Below are 17,191 nucleotides of genomic sequence, written 5' to 3'. Positions count from 1 at the left end.
TCGCATATTCAGCCCTCGGAACCGATTGATTCCGCAAGCTGGAACACTGCGCAAGCGGATTCTCGGCCAAAGACGCTGTTGGCTCAAACAAAAGCGCCGGGCCAAGGCCCGGCGCTGATGATCAGTTCACTATCCTGGCAGGCCGGTTCAGCGGCGGAGCAGCACCGGCAGGCCGAGCATCGACGAGAACGGCGTCGGATCGTTGATCAGCTTGGCCGAGCCGTTCTGATTGGCCGCGAGCTGCGAGAACGGCTTCTGGCTGGAAGTGAGCGACGACCAGGGCTTCTGGCTCGAGGCCAGTGACGACATCGGCGCTTGCGAACGCGACAGCAGCGGACCGAACATCGACGACAGGAAGAAGTTCGGGCTGGTCAGCTCCGGGAAGATCCCGCCAAACGTGGTGCGGGAATCGGTCAGCCGCGGCGCGCCGGTCAGGTTACCCGACGAGCTGAGCGAAGGCCCGCGGGTCTCCACCGACCTGCTCGGACCATGGCGATTGAGAATCGCTTCCGCCTGGCCGCCTTTGCCGAAAGGCGGGTCGACGCTTACCAAATTACCGTCCTTGCCGTTGGCGACGAGTTCGGCGTTGTCGAACGAGGCTGCCTTGAGTTCGGCAAGTGCCGCCTGGGCCTTTTTCGCGTCATCGTACACTTTAACAATTTGAGTCATGCTTACCTTCCTCGATCGTAATGGGGGGGCTAGTGAATCTCAGTGTTCACCGACAATTCGAGCGCCGCGGCCCGGTTCCCAATCTCGCACATTTTTGCACTGCGACAAGTTAATTCAGGCACTGGCTTACCGGCGACAACGCGTCGCAGAGGACTTAGTACGCGGCCAATGAACGACCGCTTACTAAAGTTCAATTTTTTCGAGCCGCACCGGCAGCTTCCGGATACGTTGACCGGTAGCGTGATACAGGGCGTTACAGACCGCAGCGTTGGTCCCGACATTGCCGAGCTCGCCCACGCCCTTGATGCCCAGCGGATTGATCTTGTCGTCCTGCTCCGACAGCAGGATGACATCGACGCTCGGCACATCGGCGTTCACCGGGATCAGATAGTCGGCGAGGTTGTCGTTGACGTAGCGTGCGGTGCGCTCGTCGATCTCGGTCGCCTCGTGCAGCGCCGACGATAGTCCCCAGATCAGCCCGCCCAGAAGCTGGCTGCGGGCGGTGCGGGGGTTCATGATGTGACCGGCGGCGAAAGCGCCGACCATTCGCGGCACCCGGATCTCGCCGGTGTATTTGTTGACGCGTAGCTCGACGAACTCCGCGCCGAAGGCATAGGCGATGCCGGCCTTGACCTTTTCGCCGCCGACCATCCGGGTCTGGCCCTTGTACATCGCCCTGAACGAGTCGAGCGGTGCGCCGTCCGGCTTCCACTCGCCGAACTCCTCGATGACGTTGACGCCGAGCCGGTCGAACGCGGCCTCGATGTCGATCGGCCGGTCGCTCTTGGCGGCCTGCTCGGTCGGGGTCTGGCCGAGGCCGACGGTCGACTTCGCCTTGTCGACCAGCGAGTCCGCCGGCATCGTCGCCTTCAGCAGACGCTCGCGGATCTGGTCGCATACCATCGCCACCGCCGAACAGGTCGAGGCGGTCGAGTTCGAGCCGCCCGCCACTGGAGCCGGCGGCAGATTGCTGTCGCCCATCTCGACCGACACCCGCTCGAGCGGCACGCCGAGCCGACGCGCGGCGGCCTGTGCGATCACCGTGTAGGCGCCGGTGCCGATTTCGTGCCCGGCGATCTCGACCCGCACCGCGCCGTCGCGATGCAGCCGGACGCGCGCCGCAGCGGGCGCCATCATCGTCGGATAGCAGGTCGCCGCGCAGCCATAGCCGATCAGCCAGTCGCCATCGCTCATCGATTTCGGCTGCGGATTGCGCTTGGCCCAGCCGAACGCCGCCGCGGCTTCGTCGAAACAGGCCATCAGCGAGCGCGACGTGTAGCTCTTGCCGTCGATCGGTTCGACCATGGTGTCGTTGATCCGGCGCAGCTCGACCGGATCGATCTTCAGCGCCACCGCGAGTTCGTCCATCGCGCTTTCCAGCGCGAACAGATACGGCACTTCCGGCGGCGAGCGCATGAAGCCCGGGGTGTTGCGGTCGGCATGGACGATCGAGACCTTGCTCTCGATATTCGGGCAGGCATACAGCCGCGTTGTCGTCGTAGTGCCGCCGACCAGATAATTGTCCGGCCGCGAGGTGACTTCCCAGCCCTCATGGCGCAGCGCCGTCAGCCTGCCGTCTTGCGACGCGGCGAGGCTGACGCTGTGCCGGGTTTCGGCGCGATAGGTCGCGGTGGTGAAGCCCTGGTCGCGCGGCACCACGAGCTTGACCGCGCGGCCGAGCCGTCGGGCGATCGACGCGATGATCGCCGTCCGGGCATTCATCGAGGCCTTGGAGCCGAACGCGCCGCCGATATAGGGACTGATCACCCGCACCTTGTCGGGCTCGATGCCGAGCTGCTCGGCGACGCCGTTCTTCAGGCCATAGACGAATTGCGAGGGCTCGTAGATCGTCAGCATGTCGCCGTTCCAGACGCAGCTGGTGGCGAACAGCTCGATCGCATTGTGGTGCTGCGTCGGCGTCTCGTAGTCGGCGCTGATCTTCACCGCGGCTTGTTCGAATGCCTTGGCGAAGTCGCCGACCTTCGGGTCCTCGGTGAATTGCGCGCTCTTGCCCTTGGCGGCCTCGGTTGCGGCGCCGGGCGAGTCGAAACTCGCGGTCGGAGTCTCGGCCGTGGTATCGACCTTGACGCGGTAGGCGGCCTCGCGCGCCGCTTCCAGGGTTTCGGCGAGCACCACCGCGAGGATCTCGCCATCGTGCGAAATCGTCGGCGAGGTCAGCGGCTGGATCGTCGTCGAGGCGTAGCCGCCGTCGGAGAACAGCTTGGCCGTCTTCAGCTTCTCGGCGTTCTCGTGGGTGATGATTTCGATCACGCCGCGCACATGATTGGCGTCGGCGAGATCGAAGCCGTTGATGCGGCCCTTGGCGATGGCGCTGGTCACCAGCCAGGCATAGGCCGGGCGTGGCAGCTTCTGGTCGGCGCCATAGGTGGCGCGGCCGGTCACCTTGGCGACGGCGTCGTAGCGCGGGGCGGGCTGGCCCATATTGGCCTTCGGATCGGGCGCGGCGGTCGACATTGTCAGATCTCCATTTTCGCGGCCTGCACCAGCGCGCGGGCGACCACCCGCTGACCCAATGCGATTTTGAAGCTGTTATGCGCGCGGCCTTGCGCGCCGCTCAGCGCCGCTTCGCCGGCTTGCTGCGCCAGTTGTTCGTCGAACCGCCGTCCCCTCAGCAGCGCCTCGGCCTCCTTGGCGCGCCACGGCGCGGTGGCGACGCCGCCGAGCGCGATCCGCGCGTCGCGGACGGTGCCGTCGGCGATATCGAGCGCCACCGCGGCGGAAGCGAGCGCGAACTCGTAGGACTGCCGGTCGCGCGCCTTCAGATACACCGAGCGCGGCCAGCGGCCCGGGATCTTGAAGCCGGTGATCAGGTCGCCTTCCGCCAGCGTCGTTTCGATCTGCGGCGTCGACCCCGGCGTCTTGTGCAGTTCGGCGAACGGGATGGTCCGCTCGCCGGCGCGGCCGGCGATGTCGACGCTGGCCTCGAGCGCGATCAGCGCCTGGGCGAAATCGCCCGGATAGGTGGCGATGCACTGATCGCTGGCGCCGAGCACGGCGTGAAGCCGGTTGACGCCGTCCATCGCGGCGCAGCCGGAGCCCGGATTGCGCTTGTTGCAATCCGCGTAGGAGACGTCGCGGAAATAGCTGCAGCGGGTCCGCTGCAGGACATTGCCGCCGAGCGTCGCCATGTTGCGCAGCTGCGCGCTGGCGGCGAGCTTCAGCGTATCGGCGATCACCGGATAGTCGCGCAGCACCGCGCCATGCACGGCGACGTCCGACATCTTCGCCAGCGCGCCGAGCTTGAGCCCGTCGCTGCTCGCGGCAATTCTCGCCCATTGCGGCGCCAGCGCGTTGATGTCGATCACCGTCGCGGGCCGCATCACATCGAGCTTCATCAGGTCGATCAGCGTGGTGCCGCCCGCCAGGAACTGCACCGAGCCGTCGTTGAGCGGCGTCGTTTCGGTTTGATCGGCCGGGGAGTCGGCGAGGTGCTTCGCGATGGCCGAGGGATCGGCGACGCGCTGATAGGAGAACGGTCGCATCGGATCAGCCTTTCTGCGCGGGCGAATCTTGTCTGGCAGGCGAATCTTGTCTGGCGGGCAAGTCTTGTTTGGCAGGCATGTCTTGCGCCATCTCGGGCGCCGCCTGCTTGATCGCGGCGACGATGTTCGGATAGGCGGCGCAGCGGCACAGATTGCCGCTCATATATTCGCGGATATCCTCGTCGGTGCCGGCGTGGCCTTCCTGGACGCAGCCGACCGCCGAGATGATCTGGCCGGGCGTGCAGTAGCCGCACTGGAACGCGTCGTGATCGATGAACGCCTGCTGCATCGGATGCAGCTGGTCGCCATGCGACAGCCCCTCGATGGTGAGGATTTCCTGGCCCTGCGCCGACAGCGCCAGCGTCAGGCACGACACCACGCGCCGGCCGCCGATCATCACCGTGCACGCCCCGCACTGGCCATGGTCGCAGCCCTTCTTGGTTCCGGTGAGCCCGACATGCTCGCGCAGCGCATCCAGCACGGTGGTCCGGACATCGATCTGCAGCGTCTGTGGCTTGCCGTTGATGGTCAAGCGCGCCGTCACCGGCGCCATCGGGGCGACCTGAATTGGCGCAACCCGCAGGTGCGCGCCGCGATCTACGACGCGATGCGGTTCTGGCTGCGCAAGGGCGTCGACGGTTTCCGCGTCGACGTGATCTGGCATCTGATCAAGGACGAGATGTTCCGCGACAACCCGCCCAATCCGGAGTTTTCGCCCGACATGCCGCCGCACGCCGCGCTGCTGCCGGTCTACTCCGTGGACCGGCCGGAGACGCTGGAGATCGTCGCCGAGATGCGCGCGGTGCTCGACGAATTCGACCAGCGCCTGTTGATCGGCGAGATCTATCTGCCGATCGAGCGGCTGGTCGCGTATTACGGCGCGGACACGCAGGGCAGGTTGCAAGGCGCGCAGTTGCCGTTCAACTTCGCGCTGCTGTCGACGCCATGGCGCGCCCGCGCCATCGCGGCGCTGATCGCGCGCTACGAGGCCGCGCTGCCGGAGGGCGCGTGGCCGAACTGGGTGCTCGGCAATCACGACCGGCCGCGGGTCGCGAGCCGGGTCGGCGAGGCGCAGGCGCGGGTCGCGGCGATGCTGCTGCTGACGCTGCGCGGCACGCCGACGCTGTATTATGGCGACGAACTCGGCATGACTCAGGTGGCGATCGCGCCGCAGGACGTGCGGGACCCGTTCGAGAAGAACGTCCCCGGCATCGGCGTCGGCCGCGACGGCTGTCGTACGCCGATGCAGTGGGACGCCTCGGCCAATGCCGGTTTCTCCGACGCCAGGCCGTGGCTGCCGCTGGCGCCGGACGCGACGCAGGACAACGTCGCCAATCTGCGCGCCGACGCGCAGTCGATCCTCAATTTGTATCGCGCGCTGCTGCGGCTGCGCCGCCGGCTGCCGCAACTGGCGCAAGGCGATTACCAGCCGCTCGCCGCGGAAGGCGATCTATTGCTGTATCGCCGGCATGATCAGGGGCAGTCGGTGCTGGTGGCGCTCAATCTCGGCGCCGATCCGGTGTCGGTCGGCTCCGACGCATTCGGCCTCGACGGCGAGGTGCTGCTCTCGACATTCATGGACCGCGCCGGCGAACGCATCGGCGCCACGCTCGATCTGCGCGGCGATGAGGGCGTGATCGTCGGCCGCGCGCCGGAGCCGGTGGTCTGAAGCCGGGCCGGTTGGTCGCAGCGAAGCCTGCCCACCGTGCCGACGCAAGATCCGATCCGCAATTGATGAGTGTGCGCCGGCGCACGGCGTCATGCGCCTTTGCCGACCTTATGCGTGCTGAATGCTTCGGGAGCACGCAGCACGTCGGGCGGATCAGGTGCGAAGCACGGTCATCCGCCGGGGGGGGCTATCGGCGGGTTACGCGCGTCGCGCTAACCCGCCTGACGTGCTAACGTGAGATTTCATGAAAGGTCCCCCAATGAAGAAAACCATGACAATCCCCGAGGAGCTTCCCCCGAAAAAGACCTTTCGGGCCGATCGACCACCCACAAAAGGTTTCGTCACCGTGGTGGATGGACACTTCAAGTCGGAGTTCGATACGGTCGATGCTGCCGAAGCGGCGGGGCGCGAGTTGAAGGCGAAATACCCGATGCTCCAGATCGAACTCTATGATTCCGAACACAGGACGCGGACGTTGTTGAGCTGACGATCGTCCAACTGTCGGATGAAGTAGCACGTAGCACGTAGGGCGGGTTAGCCGAAGGCGTAACCCGCCGAACAACCGCAGGGCTTGTCTCGGCGCAACGGCGGATTACGCTTCGCTAATCCGCCCTACGCTGCGCGCTGCTGCGCTCGGACCCCGGATCAAGTGCGGGGCAGGCTCTCAGAAGGACGGCCGTGACAGGTCGCGGTGCAAGGCGATTGGTATCAGCTGCTCAGCCGTGCCTTCGCGACCGCCTTCTTGAACAGCGCGTCCATCGCCTCGGCGATGCCCTGGGTCGGACTGACTTCGAAATAGAAGCCCGGCGACGCGCAGCTCTGCATGTTGGCGGCGATCTGGCTGTTGGTCGACGGGCCGTAGGGTCCCGGATTGAACGGCGCGATGTAGGTATTGTACCACGAGTTGGTCGGCAGCGCGAGATAGGTGGTGTAGAGCACCGCGATCTGGATGCCGCGGCTCTTGATCGCGGTGCATTGCGCGACCGTCAGCGGCTCCTGGCAGCGGCCGCCGCTCACCGTGGGCTTGGTGCAGGTCGAGGGATAGTTGGCGTCGGCGACGCCGTCGGAGACGAAGAACAGCCATTTCTGCGGCTGCGTCGAGGTCCCCGAGCCCGGCGACGGGATCGCCGAATTGATCGCCGTCAGCGAGCCGTCGAAATCGGTGCATTGGTCGTTGTTGTAGCCCTGATACGGAATGGTCATCAGATCGATCGTGCCGACCGAGGTCTGCACGCTCGACATGCTGGACGACAGGTTCGCGACCGTCGTCAACCCGATCGCCGTGCAGGAGCTGCCGAAAGTGTAGACCCCCATCCGGAACTGGTTTGTCACCGCGCTCATCGCCGTCGCGGTCGTGGTGAGCCGCTGCACCGCCTGCCGGACGACGTCGATCCGCATCGTGACGCCGAGCTTCTTGGCGAGGTTGTAGTAGTTGTTGGAGGTCGACAGATCGTGACAGGCGAAGGCGCACTGGTCCGAAGTGTTGGCGACCATCTTGGCGATGTCGGATGTGGTCGCGGCGACCCCCATCGACGGCGAGTTGTCGAGCAGCAGATAGAAGTCGACATAGACAGGCAGGGACACGGTCGAGGTCGATCGGTTGCCGATCGCCAGCGTCGGGTAGCCGATCATGTCGAGAAAATGGGTCTTGACCGAGGAGGAGAAGCTCGAGACGGCGCTGCGTTTGCCGTCGTTTTCGGAGACGCTGAGATCGATCGTCGCGCTCAAGCCATAGCCGTCGAGGGTGGCGTTGAAGAACTGGACGGCGTCGGCCTGGGCGTCCGCCACGGTCTTGTTGATCGCCGAATTGCTGACGGCGAGCAGCACAGCCGCATCCTGCGCCGATTCCAGCTTGGCGCGGACGCGGCTCGCATTGGTGTAGTCCACCGCCGCGCCGATGAAGCCGAGGATCGGCAGCAAGGCGATGGCGAAGATGACCGCGATATTGCCCGAGCGGTCGCTTGCGAAGCGACCCAGGGAGCCGCGTCCCTCGATGAGATCAGGCAGTTGTCCCATATCCGCCCCCGGCAACTTCCGCGAACTGATCGCGGTGAATGCGTAGTTGCGGCAATGTGACGGGAGGTGAACTAAGTTATTGTAAAGGGATTCGTGGAAACCCGAGGTTATCGGTCATTGTCGCCGCCCGAACGGCGATTCGGGCGATGATCAGTGCATTGTTTGGTTGTATTAGTACATTATTCGAGCATTGAATTCGAACATTCGGAGTGTGCCTGCTGCGACAGAGGGGCAGTATCGAGCGAACCCGTCCGGCGTCGAACGTTATCTGATCGCATCGGGCGCTGTACGAGGATGCGGGCGGGTCGGAGCAAACTGCACGATCCCCGCCCGCGGCTGCATAAAGACAGCTTCAGGTCCGTTCGGATGCCTAACCCGCCGCGGCGTCGTCAGCTCAGCGCGACGCCGTAATAATCGTCGACCTTGCGGGCGCCCCGCCAGTCATATTCATCGTCGCGGCCATATTTCGGCGCGCGCTCGAGCTGGTCGGTGGTGATCATCGTCTGGTAACCGCCGAGGTCGACATTGTACTTCAGCGACGGCCAGGGCAGCGGATAGTGATCGTCGCCGATCCCGAGAAAGCCGCCGAAGCTGAGCACCGCGTAGGACACTTTGCCACTGACCTTTTCGATCATGACGCGCTCAATGTTGCCGATCTTCTCGCCGTCGGCGCCGTACACCGCGGTTCCCTGAACCTTGTCGCTGCCGATCAGGCTGACGGTCTCGCTTGTTGCCGGGGTCATGGTTGCTTCTCCCTGATGATCAGAGACAACGGACGGACGCCGTGACCGTTCCGCGCGATATCCGCGAATGAGCGTTGCGGGGTCTTTTCAAACTGGAGAATCATTCCTATTCTCTTGTTTCCTGAAACCGAGAAAGGAGGTGATCCAGTGTCTCACTCGAAACGCTGTCACCTCGCTGGGGACGCCCGCTGATCAGGCCTGAATAGGTCGGCTCGGCCAGGGCGCCCCGGCGCCTGGGAACCAGCGAGTTTACGAGGGGCGCGTCGGCGGCAACGTCGGCGCGCCTTGTCGTTTGTCGCCTCGGCATTGCCGAGAGTCTGGCGGGCTGCATTCCCGATCGTCGCGATCAACGACGTATCAAACGCAGCCTTGCGGGTATGATACCAAAAGCACTAACTCTCGACGCTCCTCAGCGCCATCCTCATTGTCCGGTACGCCGCGCTCTTGCGCGGCACACCGGACCTCGAAGGATGAGCCACGGTGTCTGTCGCCCGCATCCTTCGAGGCTCGCTGCGCTCGCACCCCGGATCAAGTCCGGGGCAGGCTCTCAGGATGACGACCACGAGAGAAGGTCACGGGGCAGGGGCGTTGGTATTGACCGCTCACCAATTCATTCTGTCAGGAGGGAACCATCGAGTTCCAGAAGCGTCATTGGCACAGATCGCTCGGATCCGTTGAGCAGATCTCGTCGTCGCCAATGATGACCCGTGTTGACGGTCACGTTTCCGCGCCTCGTTCGTTCGGACCGACTCGTCTGCTCATTGTTCATCCCTTCACACTCCGGTGGGCTCGGAAAGCTCTGACCCGGAGGCCTCGAGGACAGTGTTTCCGGAGAACTGGCGGCTCACCGCGCGCGCAAACTCAACTGAAAAAGGACTGCACCATGCGAACAACCATCACATCCCTAGCGACCGCAGCTGTGCTGATCGGGTCGGTGACAATCGGGCCCGCAATGGCGCGAGATCGATCCGACCGTGTGGAATTGACCGCGAGCCAGCTCACCGACCAGGCGGCCGCCCGTGTCGCCCAGCTCAAGGCGGACCTCAGGCTCACGCCGGACCAGGACAAGAACTGGTCGGGTGTCCAGGCCGAACTGGTCAACGTCTGGACGAAGCAGGGCGAGAACCGCCAATCCTGGCGGAATGCACGCGCCAACCAGGCGGGCAGCGTCGATCTGATCGAGCAGATGCGCAAGGATGGCGACGACCGGATCGAACGTGGCAACGATCTGAAGAGGCTCGCCGATGCGGCCCAGCCGCTCTACGCGTCTCTCGACGATCAACAGAAGCGGCGTTTCGGAGAGGCGCTGTTTCAACGGTCGCGTGATCGCCGCTCCGATTAATCGCAGACCTCCTCGAGAGTAACTTCGCAAGAGCGGGCTTCCCTTCGGGCGGTCCGCTCTTCGTCATTTGGACCAGACCGTTCGATGCGAAAGATGCAGTTACGCAATCGACGAGCGCGTCTGCAGAGCAGTCGGTGGGCGAGCTCCGGTTCGGATTCTCTCAGAACCGGAAAAACTCCAACAGGCTGACGCTGAGGTGGGTGCCTGCCCATGCCGCCAGTGCGACGACGATCAGTCCCGGGATCACTCGAATGGCGAATGCCGACCCGCCGCTGATCGCGGCAAAGATCATCTTGCTGATCGTGTTGGTCGAAAGCCCCGCCAAAATCGGAAGGATCGCATCATCCGGCGTGATTTTCCCCGACGACACCAATGTGGCGATCGAAATCGCCGCGGAATGCGTATCCACGAAGCCCGCGAGAGCTGCTGCGACGAAGGTGCCTTGTTCGCCGAACATATCCTGAAGCGCTGCGGAGGCGACCAGGATGCAGGCCAGGATGGAGGCGAACATCAGCGCGGTCGAGATGCTGAAGGCGCGGCCTTGTTGGGGGACTTCGTCCACCTGTTGCCGCAAGGCGAGGATCGTGAATGCGCTGCCGTAGCCGATGGCGGCGAGGCCTGCGCAGAGCAACGGGGCGGCCAGTGATTGCAGCGTGGCCATGCTGGTCGCGGCCAGAACCAAAGTCATCTGAACAATCGTCGCGATTGTCGACAACACCGCGCCTGCAACAGCGGCCGGGAGAGCCTCTCTGGACTTGGCGGCCCGCGCTCCCATGGCGCCGATCGTCGCCGTGCTCGAAATGAAGCCGGATGCCAGGCCTGCTATCGGCAATCCGAAACGCGACCCGAGCAGGCGGACTGCGAGATAGCCGGCAGCGCTGATCGCCATGACGAGGACGACGATGACCCAGATGGCGTGCGGGTTGAGCGCACCGTAAGGCCCCATCGCACGGTCCGGCACAAGCGGCAGGACAACAAGCGAAGCTGCGGCAAAAACCAGGGCATCCTCGAGCTCGTCTTCGGTGAGCCAGGTCCGGACGAACCGATGCAGCCATGATTTTGCTGTCAGCAAGATCGCCATGACGACCGCAATGCCGCCGGCAAGTTCCGGCTTCTGCATCGACAGCCCGCCAAGCAGGACGGTCGCAATCAAGGCGAATTCCGTTGTCAGTCCAGGATCGTCCTCGTGCACACGCCAATAGGCGGCCGTCACCAAAAGCACGACACCCGCGGTCGCAATGGCAAACAGCATGACGCCGCCGACGATGAAGCTGATCGCGCCGACAATCGAAGCAACGGCAAACGTCCGAATTCCGGCTGGCGAGCGTGACGGCCCAACGCCTTTGCGACGCTCCCGCTCCGTGCCGATCAACAGACCGATCCCGAGGGCGACAGCCAGATTGAGAATGATGGGATCGATGATGGAAGCTCTCCCGGCGCAATGGTTGCGATACCGGAGGAAACTATCGACATCGAAGCCAGACAAGAAGCGACATCTCGCAACGGCCTGCGATTCGATGGCAAGAGTCGCCGACAGCGCGTGTCAGCGTCCGGTCAGGGCCGTCATGGGATCATCAAGCACCTTCCAACGAGGTGTGCAGCAATGAGTTACACGAATGCGGTCGGGATCGCTTCGCCGCCCGCTGACAGCCGCTACGATTCGTTCACGCAGTCGATCCACTGGCTGACGCTGCTGGCCGTCGCCATTGCGTTCGGGGCCGGCCTCGTCATGGAGGAGATGCCTCGCGGCCCCGAGAAGGCCCAGCTCGTCAATCTGCATACTTCGATTGGCGTGGTGTTGATGGCGTTGACCGCAATCCGGCTGAGCTGGCGCGTGGCGGCGCCGGCGCTGCAGCCGACGCCTGGACCGCAATTGCTGCGCCTCGGCGCCAAGGTGGTGCATGTGGCTCTCTACCTCGTGCTCTTTGCAATACCGATAACAGGCCTGCTGATGATGGCGGCGAAGGGGCGCGCGGTCGAGGTGTTCGGCCTTTTCACCCTGCCGCCGCTGATGCCGACGGATCGCGCGCTCGCGCATTCGCTCGAGGACGTCCACGAAGTCCTGGCCAATCTGTTGTTGTGCTTGGTCGGCGTTCACACCGCCGCGGCCTTGTTGCATCGGTTCGTGTTGCGGGATTCGGTGTTGAGCCGGATGCTTCCGGTCGGCGCCAAGACCGAGGCGGAGCGACGATGATCCCAGACCCGGGATGGTTGTCGTCGTCTAATATCAATGGCCTGGCGCCGTGACCTGCTCTCGCGGTCGTCATCCTGAGAGCCTGCCACGGACGTGATCCGGGTGCGCGCGTCGCGCGCCTCGAAGGGTGACGCTGAGGAGGAAGGGTGACGCTGAGGAGGTGGAGATTGAGGGCCGTTGGTATCAGAGCTTTGGTTTGGGTTCGATCAGAGCCGGAAAAGCGCCAAGCTGACGCGCTGATCGACTAGGCCTCCGGCTTCGTCGTCTTCCCAGCGATCACGCCCTCGCGTTTCTTCACGGCGTGGTAGTAAGCCCACCACAGATGCGCCGCGGCGCCGCGCAGCGGGCGCCAGGGTTCGGCCAGGGGCGCCATCTGCTTGGCGGTCGGCCGCGCCTCGAGGCCGAGCCCGATCCGCATCGCCTCCTGCACCGCGAGATCGCCGGCCGGCCAGGCGTCGCCATGGCCGAGGCAGAACAGCAGATAGATATCCGCGGTCCACGGCCCGATGCCGTGCAGCGCGGTCAGCGTGGCGTGGGCGATATCGGCGTCCTGATTGGCGAGCACATCGAGATTGAGCCGCTCGGCGTGAAGCTCCCTGGCGAGCGCCTTCAGCGTCTTGATCTTCGCCGCCGACAGCCCGAGCCGGCCGAGCCGGTCGGTGCGGGCGCGCTTGATCGCCGCATGATCGAACGGGTCGAACGCCGCGCCGACCCGACCCCAGATCGCCGCCGCGCTCGCCACCGATAATTGCTGGCCGCAGACGATCGCCGCCAGCCCCTTGAAGCCCGGGTCGCGCCGCCGCAGCGCCGGCATCCCGGCGATCTTCAGCACCGGCCGCAGCCGCTTGTCCTGCTTCACCAGCGTGGCGATCGCGGCGTCGAGGTCGGCCTGGGTGTCGAGGTGGATGGTCATCGTGAAGCTGCAACCTTGATGTTCATTATGCCCGGGCTTGACCCGGGCATCCATCCAAGACGTAACACTGTCGCGATGGATGGATTGCCGGGTCAAGCCCTGCAATGACGATCGAGTCGAACAATGCCGCCACCCGTTTTCCGATTCGCCCCGAGCCCGAACGGCTATCTGCATCTCGGCCACGCTTATTCGGCGCTGCTGAATTTCGATCTGGCGCGGGCCAGCGACGGCCGACTGCTGTTGCGGATCGAGGATATCGACAGGGCGCGCTGCCGGCCCGACTACGAGCAGGCGATCTATCAGGACCTGGCCTGGCTCGGCATTCGGTGGGAGCCGGAGGTGCGGCGGCAGTCCGATCATTTCGCGCTGTATCGCGCGGCGGTCGAGCAGCTCGCGGCGCAGGGGCTAATCTACCCGGCGTTCGAAAGTCGCGCCGAGATCGCGCGCCAAGTTGCGGCCAGGCAGGTCGCGGGGCCGTGGCCGCACGATCCCGACGGCGCGCCGCTTTATCCCGGCGCGGGCAAGCAGCTCGATCCGGACGAACGCGACCGGTTGATCGGGTCCGGCGCGCCCTATGCGCTGCGGCTCGACATGACGGCCGCACGCGCGCTCGCGGGCGATCTGTTCTGGGATGAACGCGGTCACGGTCCTGATAGCGAGACCGGCATGGTTTCGGCGCGGCCGGAAGCGTGGGGCGACGTGGTGATCGCGCGCAAGGAGACTCCGACGAGCTATCACCTCTCTGTGGTGATCGACGACGCGCTGCAGGGCGTCACCGAAGTGGTCCGCGGCGCCGACCTGTTCTGGTCGACCAGCGTGCACCGGTTGCTGCAGACTTTGCTTGGTCTGCCGGCGCCGGTGTATCGGCACCATCCGCTGCTCCGCGACGGCGAGGGACGCAAGCTGTCGAAGTCATCCGGCGCGACCGGATTGCGCGCGTTGCGGGCGGCCGGGGTCGGTTCGGAGGATGTCCGAAAGATGATCGGGCTTGCCACACCTGCCTGAAGTTTGCCCCATGCCCGGCGCGAGCGGAGTTGGTTTCCCGGTGACTCTGTTAAGCCCGCCATGGCATGGTGGCCGGCGTTGGGGTCGGGGGAACCATGGCAGTGAAGTCGCGCGCCCTGCGCAGCGGGCGAACGCAGCTCAAGCGGACGCCGGTGAAGCGCGCCCGCAAGAAGGCCGACGCCCCCGGCATGGTCGAGACCGCGCTGGCGGCGTTCGCTCATGAAGTGCGCACGCCGCTCACCGGTATCCTCGCCGTCAGCGATCTGCTGGCGACCTCCGACCTCGGCGAGCGCGAGCGCCGCTGGGTCGACACCATCAAGGCCGGCGCCGAGCATCTATCTGGATTGGCTACGCTTTTCGTTGATGCGGCGCGGCTCGGCTCGGCCGGTCTCGGGGTCCGAAACGAGTTCTTCGATCTGCGGGCGCTGGCGCGCAACGCCGGCGACTCGCTGTCCGGCCGCGCTGCCGCCAAGGGCCTGCACGCGACGGTGACGATCTCGCAGCGGCTGCCGGCCTTCGTGGTCGGCGATGCGGTGCGTCTGCGCGCGGCGCTGGAAAACCTGATCGACAACGCGGTGAAGTTCACCGAGCGCGGCGATGTCGCGCTGAAAGTCTCGTCCGCCCCGGCCGGCAAGGACGCTGCCCGCGTGAGTTTCGCAGTGTCAGACAGCGGCATCGGCCTCACGCTCGCGGAAATCAAGCGACTATTCAGGCCTTTCTCCCAGGCCAATGTCAGCATCGCATCGCGATTCGGCGGCGCCGGCCTCGGCCTGTCCTCGGTGCGGCAAATCGCGCGCGCGATGCAGGGCGATGTCGCGGTGGCGCAGCGGCCGAAGGGCGGCGCGGTCTTCACGCTGACTGTCACGCTGACGCGCGCCAAGCCGCCGCAGCCTGCGACGCCGGGTCCACACACGTTGGACCGCGGCCGGCCGCTCCGCCTGCTCAGCGTCGAGGACAATCCGTTCGGCCGCGTCGTGCTCAACGCGATTCTGACCGAACTCGGCCACCACACCGACTTCATCGGCAGTGGAGAGGCCGCTCCGGAGCGGCTCGCGCAAGGCGGTTTCGATGCGGTGCTGATGGACATGGTGCTGCCGGGCATCAGCGGGCTCGAGGCGATCCGGCAAATCCGCGCGCTCGATGCGCCGTTCGGCCTGGTCCCGATCATCGGCGTCTCCGGCCGCGATCACGACGAGGCGGCGGCGCGCGAGGCGGGTGCAGACGGCTTCCTGCTTAAACCGGTTTCTCCTCGCGCGCTCGCAATTGCGCTGCTTGAAGCGTCACGCCGTCCGGCAGCCGCGACTTGATGATCGCGGCGTTGAGTTCGCCGCCATAGACGAAAATCGCGGCGATGAAATACAGAAACACCAGCGCGATGATCACCGAGGCGAGGCCGGCATACATCGTCACGTAGTTATTGGCGAAGCGCGCCAGATAGAAGCCGAAGCCCATGCCGGAGGCCAGCGACGCCACGATGGTGAAGGCGATGCCGGGTGCGATCTGCTTCAGCGTCCGGTGGCCGGCAGGCAGCCGTGCGTGCAGGATTCCCAATGCGAGGATCAGCGCGCCGATGGTGATGCCGTAGCGCGCCACGGTCAGCAGGGTCTGATTGTCCTCGACCAGTAACGGCACATAGTGGCGGGCGGTGGCGAGGATCAGCGGCCCGAGCACGATCAGGAACGCCATCGCCAGCGCAGTGAAGGCCGCGACCAGCGTGTAACCGATCGATTCCAGCCGCAGCAGGTACCACGGCCGCACCTCGATCACCGCGTAGGCGCGGTTCAGGGCCACCCGCAGGCTCTCGACGCCGTTCGAGGCGAAATACAGCGCCAGCACCAGACCGATCGTCAGCGCCCCGCCGCGGGTGGTGGTCAGCACGTCGTGAATCTCGCCCGAGAGCGTGCTGGCGACCTGCGCCGGCCAGATGTCGAGCAACAGCTCGGCAGCCTGATCGGCAAGGTCCTTGGAGCCGAAAAACCCCGCCAGCGACGTCAGCACGATCAGGAAGGGGAACAGCGCCATCAGCGAGGACAGCGCAATGTGGCTCGCGATCGCCCACCCGTCATCGGCCAGAAACGTATAGAACGCGTCCATTCCGACCGCATAGACGTAGCGGATCTGCCTCACTGTTCACCTGACTGACGGTTGCTGCTGGCGTCGGACGGAATGTTAGCATCCGCCACCAACCGGCTCAAACCGACTTCGTTGCGCGGCCGGCTATGCCCGGGATAGCGCGCCTCGTTCGCCGGTGTTATGAGACCAGAATGGCAACGTTCCTCAGCTCGTTCCTCCTCCCGGTCGCCCTGTGTGCCGTCGCGCTGGTGCTGCTGCTCGGCCTGATCAACATGATGCGGGGCGGATCGCCCAATCGGTCGCAGAATCTGATGCGGTGGCGGGTGATCTTACAATTCGTCGCGATCATCGTGACCATGCTTGCGGTCTGGGCGTTGGGCCGCTAGCCACGGGCGTTCTGCTTTCCGCCATGCCGTTTCGGTTGCCGAGGTTCCTTCGCGATGGTCGTTCTCAATCGAATCTACACCCGGACCGGTGACGACGGCTCCACCTCGCTCGGCACCGGCGAGCGCCGGCCGAAATACGATCTGCGGATCGCCGCCTATGGCACGGTCGATGAGACCAATGCGGCGCTGGGCGTGGCGCGGGCGCATCTTGCCGGCCATCCGGAGATCGACGCGATGCTGGGACGGATCCAGAACGATCTGTTCGATCTCGGCGCCGACCTCGCGGTTCCGGAGCGTGAGGGCAAGGCCGAGCGGTTGCGGGTTCTGTCGTCCCAGGTCGAGCGGCTGGAACGGGAGATCGATCAGCTCAACGATCGTCTTGCACCATTGACATCGTTCGTTCTTCCCGGCGGCAAACCCGGCGCCGCTTACCTGCATCTGGCCCGGACAATATGTCGCCGTGCAGAACGGGTGATGGTGGAACTCGCAGCTCAGCCGGATGAGACGATCACCAAGGCGGCGGTGCAATACGTGAACAGACTGTCGGACTTCCTGTTTGTCGCCAGCCGTGCGGTAAATGATGCCGGTAGCGGCGACGTCCTCTGGGTTCCCGGCCAGAACCGCTAGAACGGGCAGTTTTTGGCTTATCCGCGTTGACCGCCGATAGCGGGGGCTTTA

16 protein-coding genes and 1 pseudogene are annotated in these 17,191 nt (G+C 65.0%); 8 read left to right on the top strand and 9 right to left on the bottom strand.

What is annotated here, in order from left to right; all coding sequences use genetic code 11:
* Positions 1 to 147: 147 nt before the first annotated feature.
* From BMY71_RS13415 to BMY71_RS13400, 4 genes are all read right to left on the bottom strand, one after another.
* Complete coding sequence (locus BMY71_RS13415) at positions 148 to 669, bottom strand: hypothetical protein (RefSeq protein ID WP_092684348.1); 522 nt, start codon at positions 667 to 669, stop codon at positions 148 to 150.
* Positions 670 to 852: 183 nt separating this feature from the next.
* A complete protein-coding gene (locus BMY71_RS13410) occupies positions 853 to 3,144 on the bottom strand; it encodes a xanthine dehydrogenase family protein molybdopterin-binding subunit (protein ID WP_092684346.1) in 2,292 nt (763 codons plus the stop codon).
* A gap of 2 nt (positions 3,145 to 3,146) precedes the next feature.
* Positions 3,147 to 4,172 carry an FAD binding domain-containing protein gene (locus tag BMY71_RS13405; RefSeq protein WP_092684344.1) on the bottom strand — a complete coding sequence of 342 codons (1,026 nt, stop codon included), beginning with the start codon at positions 4,170 to 4,172 and terminating at the stop codon, positions 3,147 to 3,149.
* Positions 4,173 to 4,176: 4 nt separating this feature from the next.
* Entirely contained in the window at positions 4,177 to 4,836 is a 660-nt protein-coding gene (locus tag BMY71_RS13400) for a (2Fe-2S)-binding protein (protein ID WP_430715330.1), read from the bottom strand.
* Here BMY71_RS13400 and BMY71_RS13395 point away from each other — a divergent pair.
* Both BMY71_RS13395 and BMY71_RS13390 read left to right on the top strand, forming a co-directional pair.
* Positions 4,732 to 5,841: pseudogene (locus BMY71_RS13395) on the top strand (alpha-amylase family glycosyl hydrolase); the annotation flags it as partial. The gene BMY71_RS13400 and the pseudogene BMY71_RS13395 overlap by 105 nt on opposite strands.
* Before the next feature lie 259 nt (positions 5,842 to 6,100).
* Positions 6,101 to 6,328 (top strand): hypothetical protein, encoded by a 228-nt coding sequence (locus BMY71_RS13390; protein ID WP_041805135.1) that lies wholly within the window; start codon positions 6,101 to 6,103, stop codon positions 6,326 to 6,328.
* 221 nt (positions 6,329 to 6,549) lie between these two features.
* Here BMY71_RS13390 and BMY71_RS13385 read toward each other — a convergent pair whose 3' ends face one another.
* Positions 6,550 to 7,857 carry a TadE/TadG family type IV pilus assembly protein gene (locus BMY71_RS13385; RefSeq protein ID WP_092684342.1) on the bottom strand — a complete coding sequence of 436 codons (1,308 nt, stop codon included), beginning with the start codon at positions 7,855 to 7,857 and terminating at the stop codon, positions 6,550 to 6,552.
* Between the two features lie 389 nt (positions 7,858 to 8,246).
* The gene (locus BMY71_RS13380; RefSeq protein ID WP_092684340.1) at positions 8,247 to 8,600 is read right to left on the bottom strand and encodes a PRC-barrel domain-containing protein; all 354 of its coding nucleotides are present in this window, start codon (positions 8,598 to 8,600) and stop codon (positions 8,247 to 8,249) included.
* Positions 8,601 to 9,576: 976 nt separating this feature from the next.
* Between BMY71_RS13380 and BMY71_RS13375 the strand changes: the two genes are divergently transcribed.
* Positions 9,577 to 9,942 (top strand): Spy/CpxP family protein refolding chaperone, encoded by a 366-nt coding sequence (locus BMY71_RS13375; RefSeq protein ID WP_244526049.1) that lies wholly within the window; start codon positions 9,577 to 9,579, stop codon positions 9,940 to 9,942.
* A 160-nt stretch (positions 9,943 to 10,102) separates the two neighbouring features.
* On the opposite strand, the gene BMY71_RS13370 is transcribed toward BMY71_RS13375, so the two are convergent.
* The gene (locus tag BMY71_RS13370; RefSeq protein WP_244526048.1) at positions 10,103 to 11,428 is read right to left on the bottom strand and encodes an MgtC/SapB family protein; all 1,326 of its coding nucleotides are present in this window, start codon (positions 11,426 to 11,428) and stop codon (positions 10,103 to 10,105) included.
* A 117-nt stretch (positions 11,429 to 11,545) separates the two neighbouring features.
* Between BMY71_RS13370 and BMY71_RS13365 the strand changes: the two genes are divergently transcribed.
* Complete coding sequence (locus BMY71_RS13365) at positions 11,546 to 12,136, top strand: cytochrome b (RefSeq protein WP_092684338.1); 591 nt, start codon at positions 11,546 to 11,548, stop codon at positions 12,134 to 12,136.
* A 244-nt stretch (positions 12,137 to 12,380) separates the two neighbouring features.
* Here BMY71_RS13365 and BMY71_RS13360 read toward each other — a convergent pair whose 3' ends face one another.
* Positions 12,381 to 13,049, bottom strand: coding sequence for a DNA-3-methyladenine glycosylase family protein (locus tag BMY71_RS13360; protein ID WP_175557669.1), 669 nt, complete (start codon positions 13,047 to 13,049; stop codon positions 12,381 to 12,383).
* A 123-nt stretch (positions 13,050 to 13,172) separates the two neighbouring features.
* On the opposite strand from BMY71_RS13360, the gene gluQRS reads away from it, so the two are divergent.
* Positions 13,173 to 14,054 (top strand): tRNA glutamyl-Q(34) synthetase GluQRS, encoded by an 882-nt coding sequence (gene gluQRS, locus BMY71_RS13355; RefSeq protein ID WP_092684335.1) that lies wholly within the window; start codon positions 13,173 to 13,175, stop codon positions 14,052 to 14,054.
* 95 nt (positions 14,055 to 14,149) lie between these two features.
* Positions 14,150 to 15,361: an ATP-binding protein gene (locus BMY71_RS13350; RefSeq protein WP_092684334.1), complete on the top strand. Its 1,212-nt coding sequence runs from the start codon at positions 14,150 to 14,152 to the stop codon at positions 15,359 to 15,361.
* Here the strand turns inward: BMY71_RS13350 and BMY71_RS13345 are convergent.
* Positions 15,288 to 16,181, bottom strand: coding sequence for a YihY/virulence factor BrkB family protein (locus tag BMY71_RS13345; RefSeq protein WP_092684332.1), 894 nt, complete (start codon positions 16,179 to 16,181; stop codon positions 15,288 to 15,290). The genes BMY71_RS13350 and BMY71_RS13345 overlap by 74 nt on opposite strands.
* A gap of 137 nt (positions 16,182 to 16,318) precedes the next feature.
* Between BMY71_RS13345 and BMY71_RS13340 the strand changes: the two genes are divergently transcribed.
* Positions 16,319 to 16,513 carry a twin transmembrane helix small protein gene (locus BMY71_RS13340; protein WP_041805136.1) on the top strand — a complete coding sequence of 65 codons (195 nt, stop codon included), beginning with the start codon at positions 16,319 to 16,321 and terminating at the stop codon, positions 16,511 to 16,513.
* 54 nt (positions 16,514 to 16,567) lie between these two features.
* A complete protein-coding gene (locus BMY71_RS13335; protein WP_092684330.1) occupies positions 16,568 to 17,140 on the top strand; it encodes a cob(I)yrinic acid a,c-diamide adenosyltransferase in 573 nt (190 codons plus the stop codon).
* The last annotated feature ends 51 nt before the right edge of the window (positions 17,141 to 17,191 follow it).

The organism is Rhodopseudomonas pseudopalustris, from assembly GCF_900110435.1.
Taxonomy (GTDB): Bacteria; Pseudomonadota; Alphaproteobacteria; order Rhizobiales; family Xanthobacteraceae; genus Rhodopseudomonas; species Rhodopseudomonas pseudopalustris.
Note: the sequence above shows the minus strand (reverse complement) of the source record. Positions and strands in the feature narration are given on the sequence as shown.